Annotated in this window: 22 protein-coding genes; 14 read left to right on the forward strand and 8 right to left on the reverse strand. The window is 70.3% G+C overall.

Going from position 1 to position 18270, the window contains the following annotated elements:
- From ilvB to C468_RS13035, 8 genes are all read left to right on the forward strand, one after another.
- Window positions 1-1693 (forward strand): biosynthetic-type acetolactate synthase large subunit (ilvB, locus tag C468_RS13000; RefSeq protein WP_008849361.1); only part of this gene is annotated, 1693 nt, incomplete at its 5' end.
- Entirely contained in the window at window positions 1690-2376 is a 687-nt protein-coding gene (gene ilvN, locus C468_RS13005) for an acetolactate synthase small subunit (protein ID WP_008849362.1), read from the forward strand. The genes ilvB and ilvN, both read left to right, overlap by 4 nt.
- A 33-nt stretch (window positions 2377-2409) precedes the next feature.
- Window positions 2410-3468 (forward strand): ketol-acid reductoisomerase, encoded by a 1059-nt coding sequence (gene ilvC, locus C468_RS13010; protein WP_008849363.1) that lies wholly within the window; start codon window positions 2410-2412, stop codon window positions 3466-3468.
- Window positions 3469-3538: 70 nt separating this feature from the next.
- Entirely contained in the window at window positions 3539-4960 is a 1422-nt protein-coding gene (gene leuC / locus C468_RS13015; protein ID WP_008849364.1) for a 3-isopropylmalate dehydratase large subunit, read from the forward strand.
- Window positions 4957-5613 carry a 3-isopropylmalate dehydratase small subunit gene (leuD, locus tag C468_RS13020; protein ID WP_008849365.1) on the forward strand — a complete coding sequence of 219 codons (657 nt, stop codon included), beginning with the start codon at window positions 4957-4959 and terminating at the stop codon, window positions 5611-5613. Before leuC ends, leuD begins: the two co-directional genes overlap by 4 nt.
- Window positions 5610-6608 carry an isocitrate/isopropylmalate family dehydrogenase gene (locus tag C468_RS13025; protein WP_008849366.1) on the forward strand — a complete coding sequence of 333 codons (999 nt, stop codon included), beginning with the start codon at window positions 5610-5612 and terminating at the stop codon, window positions 6606-6608. Before leuD ends, C468_RS13025 begins: the two co-directional genes overlap by 4 nt.
- A gap of 94 nt (window positions 6609-6702) precedes the next feature.
- Window positions 6703-7083, forward strand: a complete 381-nt coding sequence (locus C468_RS13030; RefSeq protein WP_008849367.1) for a DUF555 domain-containing protein — start codon at window positions 6703-6705, stop codon at window positions 7081-7083.
- Window positions 7084-7250: 167 nt separating this feature from the next.
- Window positions 7251-7790: a CBS domain-containing protein gene (locus C468_RS13035; RefSeq protein ID WP_008849368.1), complete on the forward strand. Its 540-nt coding sequence runs from the start codon at window positions 7251-7253 to the stop codon at window positions 7788-7790.
- On the opposite strand, the gene C468_RS18705 is transcribed toward C468_RS13035, so the two are convergent.
- Together C468_RS18705 and C468_RS19135 are read right to left on the reverse strand one after the other, a co-directional pair.
- Window positions 7791-7961 carry a hypothetical protein gene (locus C468_RS18705; RefSeq protein WP_008849369.1) on the reverse strand — a complete coding sequence of 57 codons (171 nt, stop codon included), beginning with the start codon at window positions 7959-7961 and terminating at the stop codon, window positions 7791-7793.
- Complete coding sequence (locus C468_RS19135) at window positions 7958-8086, reverse strand: hypothetical protein (RefSeq protein ID WP_275039709.1); 129 nt, start codon at window positions 8084-8086, stop codon at window positions 7958-7960. The genes C468_RS18705 and C468_RS19135 overlap by 4 nt, the downstream gene beginning before the upstream one ends.
- 216 nt (window positions 8087-8302) lie before the next feature.
- Here C468_RS19135 and C468_RS13040 point away from each other — a divergent pair, with 216 nt between their 5' ends.
- From C468_RS13040 to C468_RS13050, 3 genes are all read left to right on the forward strand, one after another.
- A complete protein-coding gene (locus tag C468_RS13040) occupies window positions 8303-8638 on the forward strand; it encodes a hypothetical protein (RefSeq protein WP_008849370.1) in 336 nt (111 codons plus the stop codon).
- 62 nt (window positions 8639-8700) lie between these two features.
- Window positions 8701-10476 carry a nitrite/sulfite reductase gene (locus C468_RS13045; RefSeq protein ID WP_008849371.1) on the forward strand — a complete coding sequence of 592 codons (1776 nt, stop codon included), beginning with the start codon at window positions 8701-8703 and terminating at the stop codon, window positions 10474-10476.
- 31 nt (window positions 10477-10507) lie between these two features.
- Window positions 10508-10804 carry a DUF6360 family protein gene (locus C468_RS13050; RefSeq protein WP_008849372.1) on the forward strand — a complete coding sequence of 99 codons (297 nt, stop codon included), beginning with the start codon at window positions 10508-10510 and terminating at the stop codon, window positions 10802-10804.
- 485 nt (window positions 10805-11289) lie between these two features.
- Here the strand turns inward: C468_RS13050 and purM are convergent, their stop codons facing one another.
- From purM to C468_RS13065, 3 genes are all read right to left on the reverse strand, one after another.
- A complete protein-coding gene (gene purM / locus C468_RS13055; protein WP_008849373.1) occupies window positions 11290-12336 on the reverse strand; it encodes a phosphoribosylformylglycinamidine cyclo-ligase in 1047 nt (348 codons plus the stop codon).
- 102 nt (window positions 12337-12438) lie between these two features.
- The gene (locus C468_RS13060) at window positions 12439-13107 is read right to left on the reverse strand and encodes a peptidase M50 (RefSeq protein ID WP_008849374.1); all 669 of its coding nucleotides are present in this window, start codon (window positions 13105-13107) and stop codon (window positions 12439-12441) included.
- Window positions 13104-14897 carry a TraB/GumN family protein gene (locus C468_RS13065; RefSeq protein WP_008849375.1) on the reverse strand — a complete coding sequence of 598 codons (1794 nt, stop codon included), beginning with the start codon at window positions 14895-14897 and terminating at the stop codon, window positions 13104-13106. The genes C468_RS13060 and C468_RS13065 overlap by 4 nt, the downstream gene beginning before the upstream one ends.
- Before the next feature lie 107 nt (window positions 14898-15004).
- Here C468_RS13065 and C468_RS13070 point away from each other — a divergent pair, with 107 nt between their 5' ends.
- The 3 genes from C468_RS13070 (at window position 15005) to C468_RS13080 (ending at window position 16846) form a co-directional block, all read left to right on the forward strand.
- Window positions 15005-15715 (forward strand): ArsR/SmtB family transcription factor, encoded by a 711-nt coding sequence (locus C468_RS13070; protein WP_008849376.1) that lies wholly within the window; start codon window positions 15005-15007, stop codon window positions 15713-15715.
- Between the two features lie 91 nt (window positions 15716-15806).
- Window positions 15807-16259: a bifunctional nuclease family protein gene (locus C468_RS13075; RefSeq protein ID WP_008849377.1), complete on the forward strand. Its 453-nt coding sequence runs from the start codon at window positions 15807-15809 to the stop codon at window positions 16257-16259.
- A gap of 104 nt (window positions 16260-16363) precedes the next feature.
- On the forward strand, window positions 16364-16846 hold the full coding sequence (locus C468_RS13080) for an acyl-CoA thioesterase (protein ID WP_008849378.1): 483 nt from the start codon (window positions 16364-16366) through the stop codon (window positions 16844-16846).
- A gap of 24 nt (window positions 16847-16870) precedes the next feature.
- Here the strand turns inward: C468_RS13080 and C468_RS13085 are convergent, their stop codons facing one another.
- The 3 genes from C468_RS13085 to C468_RS13095 form a co-directional block, all read right to left on the reverse strand.
- The gene (locus C468_RS13085; protein WP_008849379.1) at window positions 16871-17395 is read right to left on the reverse strand and encodes a GIY-YIG nuclease family protein; all 525 of its coding nucleotides are present in this window, start codon (window positions 17393-17395) and stop codon (window positions 16871-16873) included.
- Complete coding sequence (locus C468_RS13090; protein WP_008849380.1) at window positions 17392-17826, reverse strand: hypothetical protein; 435 nt, start codon at window positions 17824-17826, stop codon at window positions 17392-17394. The genes C468_RS13085 and C468_RS13090 overlap by 4 nt, the downstream gene beginning before the upstream one ends.
- 78 nt (window positions 17827-17904) lie before the next feature.
- Window positions 17905-18189, reverse strand: coding sequence for a DUF7545 family protein (locus tag C468_RS13095; protein ID WP_008004266.1), 285 nt, complete (start codon window positions 18187-18189; stop codon window positions 17905-17907).
- Window positions 18190-18270 lie beyond the last annotated feature (81 nt).

Consider the following 18270-nt stretch of genomic DNA (forward strand, 5'->3'; position numbering starts at 1 on the left):
GACCGGCGCCGAGTCGGTCGTCGCCGCACTGGAGGCCGCCGGCGCGCAGACCGCATTCGGCGTGCAGGGCGGCGCGATCATGCCGGTGTACGACGCGCTGTACGACTCGTCGATCCGCCACGTGACGATGGCGCACGAGCAGGGCGCGTCCCACGCCGCCGACGCCTACGGCGTCGTGGCCGGAGAGCCAGGGCTCTGTCTGGCGACCTCGGGGCCGGGCGCGACGAACCTCGTCACCGGCATCGCCGACGCCGACATGGACTCCGATGCGATGTTGGCGTTGACCGGGCAGGTCCCGACCGAGTTCGTCGGCAACGACGCGTTCCAGGAGACCGACACGGTCGGCGTCACCCGCCCGATCACGAAGCACAACTACTTCGCGCACGGCGCGGACACCGTCGGCGACACCGTCGGCGAGGCGTTCGAGCTGTCGCGCGCGGGCCGTCCCGGCCCGACGCTCGTCGACCTGCCGAAGGACGTGACGCAGGCAGAGACGGACGAGACGCCCGGCCCGGCGGCGCCGCCGGCCGGCACCGACCCGGACCCGAACGCCGACCCCGACGCGGTCGAGGAGGCCGCCCGCGCGATCGAGGCGGCCGAACGCCCCGTCTGCCTGTTCGGCGGCGGCGTGATCAAAGCCGAGGCGAGCGACGCCGCGCGGACCTTCGCGCGGACGTACGGGATCCCGGTGACGACGACGATGCCCGGCATCGGGTCGTTCCCCGAGGACGACGAGCTCTGCCTCTCGTGGGCGGGGATGCACGGCACCGGCTACGCCAACATGGCGATCACCCACACCGACTGCCTGATCGCGGTCGGCACCCGGTTCGACGACCGGCTGACGGGCGGGATCGACACGTTCGCGCCGGAGGCAGAGGTCATCCACGTCGACATCGACCCGGCCGAGATTTCGAAGAACGTCCACGCCGACTACCCGCTGATCGGCGACGCGGAACGCGTCCTCGACCAGCTGACGGCGGCGGTCCGCGAGGCGCCCGACGCCGAGGCGTGGCGCGAGCGCTGCGCTGAGTGGAAAGAGACGTACCCCCTCACGTACGTGACCCCCGAGGACGAGCCGCTGAAGCCCCAGTTCGTCGTCGAGGCGTTCGACGAGGCGACCGGCGACGACACCATCGTGACGACCGGCGTCGGCCAACACCAGATGTGGGCCTCACAGTTCTGGACGTACACGGAGCCCCGGACGTGGGTCTCCTCGCACGGGCTGGGAACGATGGGATACGGCGTGCCCGCCGCGGTCGGCGCGCGCGTCGCCGCCGACACGATGGGCGAGCCGGACCGCGACGTGGTGTGTTTCGACGGCGACGGCTCCTTCCTGATGACGATGCAGGAGCTGTCGGTGGCGGTCCGCGAGGACCTCGACATCACGATCGCCGTGTTGAACAACGAGTACATCGGCATGGTGCGCCAGTGGCAGGACGCCTTCTACGAGGGGCGCCACATGGCCTCCGACTACACGTGGATGCCCGAGTTCGACAAGCTCGCCGAGGCGTTCGGCGCCTTAGGGCTCCGCGTCGACGACTACGACGAGGTCGCCCCCGCCGTCGAGGAGGCCCTCGACTACGACGGGCCGGCCGTGATCGACTTCCACGTCGACCCCGAGGAGAACGTCCTGCCGATGGTGCCGAGCGGCGGTGCGAACGGGAAGTTCGCCACCGCGGAGGACCAGCTATGAGCGGCGACTCGCCCGCGTCCCCCGGCGCTCCCGAGGCCGACTCCCGGCCCGCACCGAGCGAGCAGCCCGGACCCGAGGAGCGCGACCACCCCGAGGGCCGACGGAACCTCGAAGGGATCCGCATCGACCCCGTCGTCGAGGCGGAACACGAGTCGCGCCGCGCCGTCATCTCGGCGCTGGTCGAGGACGAGCCGGGCGTGCTGGCGCGCGTCTCCGGGCTCGTCTCCCGCCGGCAGTTCAACATCGAGAGCCTCACCGTCGGGCCGACGACCGTCGACGGCCACTCGCGGATCACCATGGTCGTCGAGGAGACGGACCCCGGCATCGACCAGATCGAAAAGCAGATGGCGAAGCTGAAGCCGGTCATCTCGGTCGGCGAGGTCGCCGGCGACGCGGTCACCTCGGAGCTCGTCCTGTTGAAGGTGCAGGCGGACGACCCGGCCGCGGTTCACGCGGTCGCCGAGATGTACGACGGCCGGACGGTCGACGCCGGCCCGGAGACGATCACCGTCGAGCTCACCGGACACAAGTCCGCGATCGACAACGCGATCGGCGCCTTCGAGCGGTTCGGCATCGTCGAGATCGCGCGCACCGGACCGACCGCCCTCGCGCGCGGTAACACCCCGACTGCGCCCGGAGAGAAGCCCGGAACGGCCGGCGAACCGACCACGCACGACGACTGACACGCGGAGCGACACCGAACTCACACGATACACATGACCGAAGACGACACGCAGACGTTCGATTCGACAGTATACTACGACGAAGACGCCGATGAGGAGGCGATCGCCCACAAGACCGTGGCCGTGCTCGGCTACGGCTCGCAGGGCCACGCGCACGCGCAGAACCTCTCCGAGAGCGGGGTCGACGTGATCGTCGGCCTCCGCGAGGACAGCTCCTCGCGGAGCGCCGCCGAGAGCGACGGACTCCGGGTGGAGGCACCCGCGGACGCGGTCGCCGAGGCCGACATCGTGAGCGTGCTCGTGCCCGACACGGTCCAGCCGGACGTGTACGAGAACGCCATCGAGCCCAACCTGGAGGCGGGCGACACGCTCCAGTTCGCGCACGGGTTCAACATCCACTACAACCAGATCCAGCCGCCAGAGGACGTCGACGTGACGATGGTGGCGCCGAAGTCGCCGGGTCACCTCGTCCGCCGCAACTACGAGAACGACGAGGGGACGCCCGGCCTGCTCGCGGTGTACCAGGACGCAACCGGCGACGCTCACGACGAGGGGCTCGCGTACGCGGCCGCGATCGGCTGCACTCGCGCCGGCGTCGTCGAGACGTCGTTCCGCGAGGAGACCGAGACAGACCTGTTCGGCGAGCAGGCCGTCCTCTGTGGCGGCGTCACCTCCCTCGTGAAACAGGGGTACGAGACGCTCGTCGACGCCGGGTACTCCCCGGAGATGGCGTACTTCGAGTGTCTCAACGAGCTGAAGCTCATCGTCGACCTGATGTACGAAGACGGGCTCGGCGGCATGTGGGACTCCGTCTCCGACACCGCGGAGTACGGCGGGCTCACGCAGGGCGACGTAGTCGTCGACGAGCACGCCCGCGAGAACATGGAGGAAGTGCTTGAGAAGGTCCAGAACGGCGAGTTCGCCCGCGAGTGGATCGCGGAGAACCAGGCCGGACGCCCCTCCTACACCCAGCTCCGGACCGCGGAGAAGAACCACGAGATCGAGGCCGTCGGCGAGGAGCTGCGCGGCCTGTTCGCGTGGCAGGACGAGGGCGAAGAAGACGAGGAGGAGAGCGCCGAGGTGACCGCCTGATGGGCGTACGCGGCGGCGAGAACCGGACGGACGAGACCGCGCGGTCGGCGCGCCACGCGGGTGAGCGCCGATGAGCGAGGGGACGCTGTACGACAAGGTGTGGGACCGGCACAAGGTGACTCGGCTGCCCACCGGACAGGACCAGCTGTTCGTCGGGCTCCACCTCGTCCACGAGGTCACCAGCCCGCAGGCGTTCGGCATGCTGCAGGAGCGCGGGCAGGAGGTCGCGTTCCCGGAGCGCACGCACGCGACGGTCGACCACATCGTGCCGACCGGCAACCGCGACCGCCCCTACCGCGACGACGCGGCCGAGAGCATGATGGCGGAGCTGGAGGAGAACGTCCGGGGCTCCGGCATCGACTTCTCCGATCCGGACTCCGGCGATCAGGGGATCGTCCACGTCATCGGGCCGGAGCAGGGGCTCACCCAGCCGGGGATGACGATCGTCTGCGGCGACTCGCACACGTCGACGCACGGCGCGTTCGGCGCGCTGGCGTTCGGCATCGGCACCTCGCAGATCCGCGACGTGCTGGCGACGGGCTGTGTCGCCATGGAGAAACAGAAGGTCCGCAAGATCGAGGTCACGGGCGAGCTCGGCGAGGGCGTCACCGCGAAGGACATCATCCTCACGATCATCGGGAAGCTCGGGACCGACGGCGGCGTCGGCTACGTGTACGAGTACGCCGGCGAGGCCATCGAGGACCTGGGGATGGAGGGGCGGATGTCCATCTGTAACATGTCGATCGAGGGCGGCGCCCGCGCGGGCTACGTCAACCCCGACGAGACCACCTACGAGTGGCTGAAAGAGACGGACGCGTTCGAGAACGACCCCGAGGAGTTCGAGCGGCTGAAGCCCTACTGGGAGTCGATCCGGACCGACGACGACGCCGAGTACGACGACGTGGTCACCATCGACGGCTCGGCCATCGAGCCGACCGTCACGTGGGGGACCACGCCCGGACAGACGGCGGGTATCACCGAGCCGATCCCGGACCCCGACGACCTCCCCGAGGAGGACCGCGACACGGCGCGACGCGCGCAGAAGCACATGCGCGTCGAGCCCGGCGACACGATGGAGGGGTACGACATCGACGTGGCGTTCCTCGGCTCGTGTACCAACGCGCGGCTGAAGGACCTCCGCGAGGCCGCGGCGTTCGTCGAGGGCCGCGAGGTCGACGACGACGTGCGCGCGATGGTCGTTCCCGGTAGCCAGCGCGTCCGCGACGCCGCGGAGGTCGAGGGGCTCGACGAGGTGTTCAAGCAGGCCGGCTTCGACTGGCGCGAACCCGGCTGTTCGATGTGTCTCGGCATGAACGACGACCAGCTTGAGGGCGACGAGGCGAGCGCCTCCTCGTCGAACCGGAACTTCGTCGGCCGGCAGGGCTCGAAGGACGGGCGCACCGTGCTGATGAGTCCGATCATGGTCGCGGCCGCGGCGGTGACCGGCGAGGTCACTGACGTCCGCGAGATGGAGGAGGTGGCGACCGTATGAGCTCGCCCGAGTTCAGCGCCGGAGAGGCGCCGGCGGAGAAGGTCACCGAAGTCTCCGGCACCGGGATCCCGGTCCGGGGCAACGACATCGACACCGACCAGATCATCCCGGCGCGGTTTATGAAGGTCGTCACCTTCGACGGGCTGGGCCAGTTCTCCTTCTTCGACCAGCGGTTCGACGACGACGACAACGAGAAGGACCACCCGTTCAACGAGGAAAAGTACCGGGGCGCGAACGTGTTGGTCGTCAACGCCAACTTCGGCTGCGGCTCCTCGCGCGAACACGCCCCGCAGGCGCTGATGCGCTGGGGGATCGACGCGGTCGTGGGCGAATCGTTCGCGGAGATCTTCGCGGGCAACTGCCTCGCGCTCGGGGTTCCGACCGTCACGGCCGACCAGGACGACATTGAAGCGCTCCAGGACTACGTCGAGGCCAACCCGGACGCCGAGGTCGACATCGACGTGGCCGCGGAGACGATCACCTACGGCGACACCGTGATCGACGCGGAGGTTCACGACGCGCAGCGGAAGGCGCTCGTCGAGGGCGTCTGGGACACCACGGCGCTGATGGGCGCGAACGAGGGCGCGGTCCGCGAGACCGCCCGGTCGCTGCCGTACGTCCCGGCCGAACACGTCGCGGAGGACGAGGCGTGAGCCACGAGGTCGTCGTCATCGAGGGCGACGGGATCGGTCGCGAGGTCATCCCCGCGGCCGTCGAGGTGCTGGAGGCGCTTCCCGTCGACTTCGAGTTCGTCGAGGCGGACGCGGGCGACGCGACGGAGGAGGCCACCGGCGAGGCGCTCCCAGCGGAGACGTACGATCTCGCGGCCGACGCGGACGCGACGCTGTTCGGCGCGGCCGGCGAGACGGCCGCCGACGTCATCCTGCCGCTCCGGGACGCCGTGGACTCGTTCGTCAACGTTCGGCCCGCCAAGGCGTACCCGGGCGTCGACGCGCTCCGCCCGGAGACGGACGTCGTCTTCCTCCGGGAGAACACCGAGGGCGTCTACTCCGGCCACGAGGACCGCCTCTCCGAGGACCTCTCGACGCTGACGCGGGTCGTCACCTCGTCGGCCTCGCGGGAGCTGGCCGAGTTCGCCTGCGAGTTCGTCGAGGATGGACGTGGTCCCGCGGGCGACCCCGACGAGGGGTTCACCGTCGCGCACAAGGCGAACGTGATGCGCGAGACGGACGGTCGGTTCCGCGAGGAGGTGCTCGCGGTCGCCGAGGAGCGCGGCGTCGACGCCGACGAGGAGCTGATGGACGCGTTCGCGACGAAGCTCCCGCTCGACCCGGGCCAGTACGGCGTGATCGTCTGTCCGAACCTCGCGGGCGACGTGCTCTCCGACCTCGCCGCCGGGCTGGTCGGCGGGCTCGGTCTGCTTCCCTCGGCGAACGTCGGCCACGACAACGCGCTGTTCGAGCCGGTCCACGGCACCGCGCCCGACATCGCCGGCGAGGGGATCGCGAACCCGACGGCCGCGGTCCTCTCGGCCGCGATGCTGTTGGAGTACCTCGGCCACGTCGACGAGGGTCGGCGCGTGCGCGACGCCGTGGAGGGCGTCCTCTCCGACGGTCCGCGCACCGGCGACCTCGGCGGCGACGCGACGACCGAGGCGGTCACGGCCGCGATCGTCGACCGGCTGTAGGCGGCGACCGCCGTCACGTCTCCGCCGCGCGGTTCTGACGCGTGACCGCGGGCGAACCACAAGAAAGGAAACCCTGCGGCCCGTCCGCTCAGGTATGAGCAACTACGAAGTCGCGATGGAAGCAGCCTGGTTGGTCCGTGACGTCGAGGAGACCGACGACGCCATCGGCGTCGCGGTCAGCGAAGCCGGAAAGCGACTCAACGAGACGGACAAGCAGTACGTCGAGGTCGAACCCGGCGTCACCGGCTGTCCGGCCTGCGGCGAGCCGTTCGACGCGGCGTTCCTCGCTGCGAACACGGCCCTGGTCGGGCTCCTCTTGGAGATCGACATCTTCAACGCCGACAGCGAGGAGCACGCCGAGCGGATCGCGAAAAGCGAGGTCGGCGGCGCGCTCCGCGACGTTCCCCTCGAGGTCATCGAGGTCATCGAGACCGACGGCGACGAGGAGGACGCCGACGTCGACGCCGGGCAGTGAACGGTCTGACGGGCGACTGCCGCGGAGGGTAGCCCCGGGAGCCTCCGGTTGGGGCGCGCCGGCTCCGGTTGGGGCGCGCCGATCTCGCGGTTCGATGGGACGACCGTCGCCGCCGCGATATCGATCGTTGCCGAAAGCTTTTCTAATAACCTCTAGTTATTCATCGTATGGAACTCCCGACGCCACAGGACCTCCGCGAGCGGCGGACGACGCTGGAGCTGACGCAGAGCGAGCTCGCGGACGCCGCGGACGTCTCGCAGCCGCTCATCGCGCGTATCGAGGGCGGCGACGTCGACCCCCGGCTCTCGACGCTCCGGCGGATCGTCAACGCGCTGCAGGAGGCGGAGGGCGAGGTCGTCCGCGCGAGCGACCTCATGAACGAGACGGTGATCAGCGTCGCCCCCGACGACGCGGTGCGCGAGGCGGTCGACCTCATGGAGGAGGAGGCGTACTCGCAGCTCCCGGTGCTGCAGAACGGCGTCCCGGTCGGGTCGATCAGTCAGGGCGACGTGGTCCACGCCGGTGAGAACGTGGGCGATCATCCGGTGAGCGACGTGATGAGCGAGTCGTTCCCCACGGTCGCGCCCGGCGCGACCGTCGACGAGGTGCGGAACCTCCTCGACCACTACAAGGCGGTGATGGTGACCGACGGCGGCGAGACGGTCGGGATCATCACCGAGGCCGACATCGCCGCGCACCTCTCGTAGTCAGCTCTCCCGCCGCTCCGAGAGCCGTTCCCAGATCTCCGTACAGCCGGCGCCGTCCTCGATGTCGTCGAGGTGACTCGCGTCGGGCTCCGCCTCTCCCTCCGCGTTCGGCTCCGTTTCCGCGTCTTCTCGCTCCTCGTCGGTGGCCTGAGCGTCGCCTCGCTCGCTCATCGTCGCTCCGGACGGTGAGCGAAGAGTTCGGGCGCCACGTCCGCGGACGCGTGCTGTCGGTGCTCGCAGCGGTCGGGCGGGCTGCTGGTCCGATCGTCGGTGGGGCCGGGAACCGAATTCGTCATCACGACGAGGTACGCAGACGCGATTCATAAGCGTCGGCACACCTGTAAATCGGACCTCCGCTCTCCGATACCGGAGTTCACTTCCGGTACTCCGGAGACCGGTTCCGGGCGATATCCCGGCGCGGTCCCTCGATCGCGCGACCGCGAGGCGTCACCGAAACGGTCGCCGATTGCGACCACCGCCACCCATTGGGTCGCGGCGGGCGAACTGGGGGTGTGACCACTCGACTGCGCGTTCTCGACGACGGGGCGTGGATATCCGTCGACGACAGCCGCGAAGTGCGTGTCAGTGAACTGTGGCGACTCGACGCGCCGGATCTGTGCGAGTGCGCGCTCACCGATCTGGTCGTCGAGAACTTCCAGTCCGTCGGCGTCGACGGCTCGACGGTGGAGGTACAAGTCTACGGTCAGTGTATCGCGTGCGGGGAGGCGGGAACCACCGGCTGGGTTCCGGTCGGGCGGGTACGCGGGGGCGAGTTCGCCGAACTCGCCCGGTCCGCGGTCCGGTCCTCGCGGGCTCGGCCCCCTCGGCAACACGTGCCGGATCGCTGAAGCATCGGGGAACGTTGACTCGAGGCGGTCGCCTATGTGGGCGTCGGGTGTAGGGGCTCTCGATGGTAACGGACGTCGAGAACTGGAAATCGGAGGTGTACGGGAACGAGATCCGCGACCGCTTGTTCGAGTTCGCGGAGGCGGGATTCGACTCGATCCCGGACGACGAGCGAGACGCGTGGTTCGAGCGGTTCAAATGGTGGGGGCTGTACCACCAGCGGAACGGACAGGAGGGGTACTTCATGATGCGGATCGGCACCCCGAACGGCGTGCTCGAACCGGGACAGCTCCGGGTCGTCGGCGAGATCGCCGACGAGTACGCCCGCGGCCCCGGTACGAACCCGATCTTCGGCGACGCGTACGCGGACTTCACCACCCGGCAGTCGATCCAGCTCCACTGGATCGAGCTGTCGGACGTGCCGGCGATCTTCGAGAAGCTGGAGGAACACGATCTTTCGACCCAGCAGGCCTGCGGGGACTCGTGGCGGAACATCGTCGGGAACCCCGTCGCGGGCAAGGACGGGCAGGAGGTGATCGACGCGTGGCCCGTAATCCGCGAGCTCAACGAGACGTTCAAGGGGAACGACGACCACGCGAACCTCCCGCGGAAGTGGAAGGTCTCCGTGACCGGCTCCGCCGACGGCTCCGGACAGGGCGACATCAACGACCTCGCGTTCGAGCCCGCGTACAAGACGGCCGGCGGCGACGGGGCCCCCCGCGGAAGCGAGGCCGGGGACGCCGTCGGCTTCAACGTTCGGGTGGGCGGCGGGCTCGCGCGCAACGAGCCGCGCCTCGCCCGCGACATCGACGTGTGGGTGCCACCGGAGCGCGTTCCGGACGTCGCCGGCGGGCTCTCCGCGCTGTTCCGCGACCACGGCGACCGCGAGGACCGGTACAACGCGCGGGTGAAGTTCCTCGTCGACGAGTGGGGCGCAGCGGAGGTCCGCGAGACGCTCCAGGAGGAGTACGTCGACTTCGAGCTTCAGACGGCCGGCCGCGACGTCCGCGAGGAGTACACCTACAACGCCGGCGAGGGCGAGCGCAACGACCTGATCGGCGTCCACGACCAGAAGGACGGGCGGAACTTCGTCGGGCTGAACGTGCTCGTCGGGCGGATGGGCGCGGACGACGTGCTCGAACTGGCCGACCTCGCCGCGGAGTACGGCTCCGGCGAGGTTCGGCTCTCGCAGCGGCAGAACGTCATCGTCACCGACGTGCCGGACGACGCCCTCGACGAGTTCCTCGACGAGCCCCTCTTAGAGCACTACTCGCCCGACCCCTCGCCGTTCATGCGCGGCTCGGTCGCGTGTACCGGCACGGAGTTCTGCTCGCTGTCGATCGTCGAGACGAAGAACCGCCAGGTCCGGTTCGCGCGCTGGCTGAAGGCCAACGTCGAGCTCCCCGACGACGTCGACGAGTTCCACGTCCACCTCTCCGGGTGTACGGCCTCCTGCGCGCAGCCGCAGATCGCCGACGTGAGCCTGCGCGGCATGAAGACCCGCAAGGACGGGGACCCCGTCGAGGCGCTCGACGTGGGGCTCGGTGGCGGGCTCGGCGAGGACCCGCAGTTCGCCCGGTGGGTCACCCAGCGCGTGCCCGTCGACGAGGTGCCGGGCGCGATCGCGAACCTCGTCGAGCGCTTCGCCGCCGAGCGCGACGCGGGCGAGTCGTTCCGGGCGTTCGTCGCCCGCCACGACGACGACGAGCTGGACGCCTTTGTCGACCCCAAGGAGACAGACTACGAGGACCCGATGATGCACAACACGAAGCGCACGTGGTACCCGTACGCCGAGGACGACGGGATGGAAGACGCGCCGTCGCCGCCGGCGGACGACTGACGATGCGGGCCACGGCCCCGGAGGCGACCCGATGAGCGACCGCCTGCTCCGCGTGAACGCCTACACGACGCTCGACCTCGTCGACGGCCGCGCCCGCGGCCACGAGTTCGAGGCCGACGCCCCGGGCGTCGTGAACGTCACCGCCCCCCGCGAGGCCCCCGACACCGTCACGCTGGAGGTCGAACTCGATAACACCGCGATCGACGACCTCCCCGCTCACGCCGACGAGATCGACCTCTCGCCCGCGCAGGCGCGGACGCTCGCCGAGGCGCTGGAGTCGACGGCGGACCGCGTCGAGGCCGCGCGAAACGGCGACGACTCCTTATAAATGAGCGGTGCGGTGGCGCGTGCCGACGAGCGGCCGACAGGCCGCGAGTCGCACGCGCGAGGGACGCGGTGAGAGAGGGGCGACCGTAGGGAGCCCTGAACGAACCGCGAGGCTGGGGAGGTGTGAGGTGCGGTCGCTGTGCGGTCGGGTGGGACTCAAAGGGGCAGTCACGAGGACGAAGCACGACGACGCAAGCACCGCAGCGAAGGAGCGTCAGCGACTGAGCGAGGAGCACAGCGAGTCGCGCGAGGAGCACAGCGAGTCGCGCGAGTCCTCACGACTGGGGCTTTGGCGGTGTTCACCGTTGATCCGCTATTAACTATTTATAAATGACCGAACGAGAATTCGAAACAGTTCACCGCGCGAGCAACGATTTATGAGTGAACGCCCGGCGCCCCTCCGGATGAGGTCCCCACGCCAGCGCCTATTTATAAGCGATCGGCCACAGTGTCGACAGCAACCGGATTCCCGCCGACAGCGACCATTTATAACTCCAGTCCGCGGATCGCGACGCTCCCCTCGCCGTCCTCACCGTCGCCCTCCTCAACGCGCCCGATCACGCGCCCGCCGGTTTCGTCAGCCAACGATTCGGCCACATCCGGATCGACCGCCGCGACGAACCCCGTCCCCATGTTGAACGTCCGGTGCATCTCCTCGTCGGAGACGCCGCCCTCGGACTGCACGAACTCGAAGACCGGCTGGGGGTCGAAGGCGTCGTCGACGACGTACCGGTTCGCGCCGAGCCGCGTCAGGTTGGTCCAGCCGCCACCGGTGACGTGGGCCGCACCGCGGACGCCGTGTTCGCGCATCGGGTCGAGCAGGTCGGTGTAGATCCGGGTCGGCTCCAACAGCGCCTCGCCGAGCGTCTCGTACCCCTCGAACGGACACGGGTCGGTGTACGCGTGCTCGCGCGTCGCGGCCTCGCGAGCGAGCGTGAGCCCGTTCGAGTGGATCCCCGACGACTCCCACCCGACCAGCGCGTCGCCCGGCTCGGCGGCGCCGTCGAAGACGGCGTCCTTGGCGGCGAGCCCGGCGCAGGTCCCCGCCAGGTCCAGCCCGCGGATCACGTCGGGCATCACCGCGGTCTCGCCGCCGACGAGCTCCATGGCGGCGAGGTCGGCGCCGCGGGCGAGCCCCTCACCGACCTGCTCGGCGAACCGCTCGTCCGGCTCGTCGACGGCGAGGTAGTCGACGAACGCGACCGGTCTAACGCCGGCGGCCACGAGGTCGTTGACGTTCATCGCGATGCAGTCGATTCCGACCGTCGAGTAGTCGCCGAGCGCCTCGGCCACGAGGAGCTTCGTGCCGACGCCGTCGGTCGCCAGCGCGAGGTAGCGGTCGCCGATGTCGAGCAGGCCGGCGTAGTCGCCCTCGCCCTCGCCGACCGCGCCGATCAGCGCCGCGGTGGCGGCCTCGCTGGCGTCGATGTCGACGCCGGCGTCGGCGTAGGTGAGCTCGTCGCCGTCGTCGCTCGTCGGGTCCTCGTCGCCTCCGATCGCGTTCCCGTCGTCTCCGCCGTCGCCCTCGGTCATGTGTGTCGAGGGACGCCCGCGGAGCAAAAGCGCACCGTTCCCGCGGAGGCCGCGGGAACCAACGGCGTCGGTGGCGGTCGGTGGCGGCGACGACCCCCGTCCTCAGAACGGCCCGCCGAAGCCGAGGTTACCGACGAACACGAGTCCGACCGTGAGCAGGACGGAGAGGGCGAAGAAGCCGGCCCACACCGGCTTGCTCCATCCCATGACGGTCTTCCCGTCGAGGGGGCCGTACGGGATCAGGTTGAACGCCGCGAGGAAGACGTTGATCGCAATCCCGCGGGAGCCGATCAGGGTGACCACGGGGCTCCCGACGACGGGGCCGAGAAGCAGCGCCGGCAGGAACACGAGCGTGAGCAGGAGGTTGACGACCGGGCCGGCCAGCGCGATGTGGCCGTGCTCGCGGGGCGTCAGCCGGCCGCGGTGGTGCACCGCGCCCGGCGCGGCGAAGATGAAGCCGAGGAGCGAGCTCATCACGGCCAGGAACAGCATGCCGTTGTCCGCGCGGAACTCGGCGACCTGGCCGTAGTGGACCGCGACGACTTTGTGCGCGATCTCGTGGAGGAGGAACGCGACGCCCGCGGTGAGCAGCCCGACCAGGAGCGGCGGGACGACCCCCGCCGCGAGCAGCCGATCGAAGCCCGCGGTGCCGTTCACGAAGAAGAACGTGAACGCGACGCCGAGCGCGAGCCACGCGACCAGCAGGTCGCGGATCTCGGTCCCGCTGAAGTAGAGGCCGGCGACCCGGCGGCCCCGAACGAGCCCGCTCATGCCCCACCCGTGACCGCGCTCCGGACCAGTTCCGCGCCGGTGCGCGCGCCCTCGATCAGCAGCCGCCCCACCTCGTCGACGCCCCCCACGTCACCGAACATCGCGGGGATGACGTACACCGCGAACAGGAAGCTCGCGACGATGCTGCCGATGTTCGTCATCGCGACGACGACGATGAGCTTGAACAGGGGCACGTCGAGCATCGACGAGACCAGCTCCGAGGGGGACCGCGTCTCGTCGGAGAGCAGCTCGTTGAGCCGGCCGATGTCGCCGACGTTCACCGTCAGGCTCCGGAGCTCGACGTAGCCGGTGAACCAGCCGGGCGCGAGCACCGGGTTGATCGAGGTCATCCACGCGACGGCCCCGCCGACTCCGGCCGAGGTCCAGCGCGCGCCGGCGAGCTTCGCGAACGCGAACGCGAACGCGCCGTTGATCAGGAACCACGCGCCGAACAGCCGGAAGAGGAAGGCGTTCTCCACGCCGGCGAGCGCGAGCAGGAGGAAGAAGCCCACGAACGCGACGGTGATCGCGTAGCCGATCGCCTTCTTCCACGGGAGCCCCCGCCCGCTCTCCTTCCCGACGAGGCCCTCCATCGGCGGGAGCGACGCGGGGTCGGCGAGGTACCCCTCGATCCCCGCGCGGTGGCCCGCGCCGACGACGGCGACCACGTCGTACCCGGACTCCCGGAGCGCGACGAGCCGGTGGGCGATGAAGGCGTCGCGCTCGTCGATGAGCGCCTCCGCGCCGCCGGGTGAGAACTGTCGGAACTCCTCCATCATCATCGTCACCACGTCGGTGTCGGTCAGGTCCTCCATCCCGAGTTCCTCGATCCCGCCGTGTTCGGGCTCGGTGGCTCCCCGCCCGACGACGCTCATCGCGAGCGACGCGAGCACCCCGAGGGTCAGGCCGAGCGAGATCCCGAGCCCGAGGCTCCCGACCGCGCGCACGGTGAACCCGCCGAGGTACGTCGCGACGACCCCGTCGAGCGCGCCGACCGCGGCGGCGGTGATCCCGGACGCGACGCCCAGTATCGCCGCGGCGTAGAGGCGACCGTCGGGCGAGAGCGCGACCTTGCCGACCTGATCGACCGCGATAGCGACCACGACCGCGGCCAGCACGCCGCCGGTGACGCTCGTTAACAGCGCGTCGGAGACGCCGACACTCCCGCCGAAGAGGCCGATCACCGGTCCGGCGAGGATCCCGACGAACAGCCCGACGAGCACGCCGACGACCCGAGAGTCGGTGACGCCGAACGCGAGCCCGCCGACCATCCGAAGCTTCTCCGTGACCGACATCCGGGCCCAGAAGCGCTGGATCGTCGTCTGGATGTCCCGGTCGACCAACGCGACGTCGATGCCGAGCCCCTCGGCCACGTCGATGGCGGCGCGCATGTCGGCGCCCGGCTCGATGTCGAAGCGGTCGCCGAGCTGGGTCTGGACGTACGACAGCATCCAGTACGCGAGGAACTGGAAGACGGTGTTCCCCCGAAGGAGGTCGCTCGCGTCGAGGTCGTCCGGGCTCTCGCCGTTCATCTGCCGGTACCGACCCTCGTCGAGCTCGACGGCGACCACGTCCGGTCGCTCGCGCTCGATCGTCTCCTCGACCTCGTCGACCGACCGCTCGGAGACGTGCGCGGTGCCGACCACGGTCACCGAGCCGGACTCCTCGCCGGAGGGCGCTCCGACCGCGGCGCTCGCGGGGGCACCGTCGTCTCCGGCGGCGGCCGCCGCCGGATCGCTCGCCGTCGGGGGCGGGGACGCGCCGTCGGATCCCCCTGGCGTCTCTGTCATTGCCACGACGTACTCCGTCGCCGCGTTTAGGGTTTGTGAGTCGGTGAGCCGACTTCGCGCCTCGATGATCCAACAAATTTGTATCCTCAGGGGGTGGAGTGGCTGGTATGTCGCGGCTGTTGCCCTCCCTCCCCGACGCGACCCCCGAGGACCGAGAGCCCCGGGTGGTCGGCGTCGACGACGACGACGCGGACGAGCTCATCGCGGCCCTCGGCTCCGAGACCGCGCGCGAGATCCTCACGCGGCTCCACGACGAGCCGGCGACCAAATCGGAGCTCGCCGACGCCGTCGACACCTCGCTCCAGAACGTCCAGTACCACCTCTCGAAGCTCGACGGGGCCGACCTCGTCGACGTCGTCGACACGACTTACTCCGAGAAGGGCCGAGAGATGGACGTGTACGCGGCCGCCGACGAGCCGCTCGTGCTGTTCGCCGGCGGGTCGGAGGAGTCCCACGGGATCAAGTCGGCCCTGATGCGGCTGCTCGGCGGCTACGGGCTCATCGGGCTGGCGGCCGTCGCGGCCCAACAGGTGCTCTCCGTTGCAGGGCCGACCGCTCGCGTGTCGACGAGTACGGGCGGAAGCGGCGGCGACGCCGGCACCGCCGGGACGGAGGACAGCGCGGACGGCCCGTCCATCGAGACGGCCCCGGAGACGGACGGCGGCGGGGGCGGAGAGATCGACGGGACCGTCGAGTACGTCGTCGAGCCACTCGCCGACTACGCCGTCTCGCTGGTCGAGCCCGGGATCGTCTTCTTCCTCGGCGCCGCGCTCGTGTTCACGATCGGCTGGGCGTACTGGTACTGGGGCGGCCGCTGACGGGAGCGCTCGCGATCGTCGTCCGGCCGCGGCGGACCGCGGCCGCGCTCGCGTGGGACAGCTATTCATGCGGCCGCCGCCACGGTCCGATATGGAACACGAAGCCGAGGTCGTCGGGGTCGGAGCGGGCTCCGCACCCGGCGGCGACGTGCCGGCGGTCATCCTCTCCGCGCGCGACGAGTACGTCCCGATATTCGTCAGCGCCGATCAGGCCCAGTCGATCGGGATGGCGCTCGAGGGCGAACCGTTCGACCGACCGCTGACGCACGACCTCCTCGTCGACATCCTCACCGAGTTCGGCGGCGCGATCGACCGCGTCCGGGTCGACGACCTGCGAGACGGCACCTTCTACGCGAAGGTCGACGCCGAGCGGTACGAGGACGGCGAGCCGGAGCGGTTCGTCTTCGACGCGCGCCCATCCGACGCGCTCGCGCTCGCGGTCCGGATCGACTGTCCGATCGTCGTCTCCGACGAGGTGATCGACGAGGCGGGGCGCTCGCAGGACTCGGTCCGGTTCGACGACGAGCCCAGAGGAGGCGAGTGACGGCGGCGGCGGTCAGGCGATCGGAATCTCGCCCGCCGGACAGGCGGTCGGAATCTCGCCAGGCCGGTCACGAGGTTCAAGTCGCCCGCCGCCTCACCGACGACATGGACGAGACGTCGACGCTCGCGAAGTCGTACACCGAGATGACCGAACTGTTGTTGCCGAACGACACGAACAACCTTGGGCGGGCGCTCGGGGGCGCGGTCCTCCACTGGATGGACATCTGCGGCGCTATCGCCGGGATGCGCTTCTCGAACCGGCAGGTCGTCACCGCCTCGATGGACCACGTCGACTTCATCGCGCCCATCGAGATGGGCGAAGTGGCCGTGATCGAGGGATACGTGTTCAACGTCGGGAACACGAGCGTCGACGTGAAAGTCCACGTCAGCGCGGAGAACCCCCGGACCGACGAGCGCCGCCGGACGACGACCTCCTACTTCACCTTCGTCGCACTCGACGAGGAGGGGACCCCGGCGAGCGTCCCGGACCTCGCCGCGCCGACGGCGGAGGAGGAGTCGCTGCGCGACGACGCGATCGAGGGGCGGCGCGAACAGCTCCGGAGCGTGGCCGAGCGGTACGATCTGTAGGCGGCGAAGCAGCTTTTTTCCGGTTCACCGAGTCGGGCCCGCGTCGTCGACCGCCGCCCTGGCCTCGGGACGCACGTCGACCCGACCGTCGGTCCCCGCGACGGCGGCCTCGTGGGCTTCGCGGACCGATTCGAGGAGGTCGGCGGTCGCGTCGGGGCCCGCCGCGAGGTGACTCTCGCAGTCGCAGTCCGACGCGCCGAACCCGTCGACCGGGCCCGCCGGAAGGCGGTCCGCGACCGCGCACTCCACCTCGGCGCCGACACTCCGAACGACGCGGTCGAGCCGGGCGTCGGGGTGACCGAGCAGGTGATCGACGTGCCAGTGGCGAACGTCGTGGTCGCCGCGGGCGGTCCGGCGGTGCCGGTCGACGCGGGCGAACCCCCCGGCGCCGAGCGCGCTCCCCGTGTACGCGTAGCTCCCGGGATCGAACCGGTGCTCGCCGAGCGCGCCGACCTCGATCGCCGCCGGCGCCGCGAGTTCGACGAGGAGGGTGTAGGTGCCGCCCGCGTCGCTCCCCGGACCGGCGTCGCCGCTCGCGTCTCCGCTCACGACAGCGCCTCCGGCCGCTCGCTCGCCGCGGGACGGAGGTCGTCGACGAGGTCGCTCGCGGCGTCGGTCAGCTCGTAGGTGTCGTGCACGTCGGCGGGGTCGCGACCGCGCCCCGAGAGGGTCCCGACGACGCCGGCGATCCGGTCGTAGTTGTCGCGCACGAGCCCGCCGACGATCCCCGGGGTGCCGGCGCGCTCGGCGAGCTCCTGCGCCGCCGAGCGCCCGGCGTACACCCGCCGCTCGCCGGGGTCGACGAGCACCATCGCGAACGGGCGCGAGCCGAACTGCGCGTCGAGGAACGGGCCGACGGGGTCGGCCGCCCACGGGACCGCGACGACGCCCTCCAGCCGCCGGAGCGCGACGGCCGCCACTGAGCAGTACGGGCAGTCGCCGTCGAAGATCAGCACCGGCGCGTCCGGGTCGGAGTCCATAGATATGGTACGCGCTCCGGCGGCTTAAGCGGCCGGCCGGAGCGGCTGCGGTAGTAACAGATCGACCGAGCGGACCGTTCAGTGCGAGTGACCGAGCGCGTCTTCGAGCGACTGGCCGAAGCGCTCCTCGAACAGCTCCGCGGCGGTGTCGTTCATCTCCGCGATGTCGTCCGGGACCTCGCCCTCGCTGTGGTGGGCGATGACGTGCGCCTGCTGGGCCATCGCCTGCACCACCACGTCGCTGACGACGCGGGTCGGCTCCTCGCCCTGCTGGCTGAGCACGTCGACGAGGCCGGCGGGCAGTTCGAACGACTCCTCGTTGCCGTCGGGGTCGGTGACCGTGTAGGTCTCAGTGTCTCCCATACCCCTGGGACGGGGGCCGCACATAAGGCTCTGTGGAAAGCGCGCGCATCGCCCGCACGGGCGCCGCCGAGGCCCGTGGGG

It is taken from the genome of Halorubrum kocurii JCM 14978 (assembly GCF_000337355.1).
Classification (GTDB): domain Archaea; phylum Halobacteriota; class Halobacteria; order Halobacteriales; family Haloferacaceae; genus Halorubrum; species Halorubrum kocurii.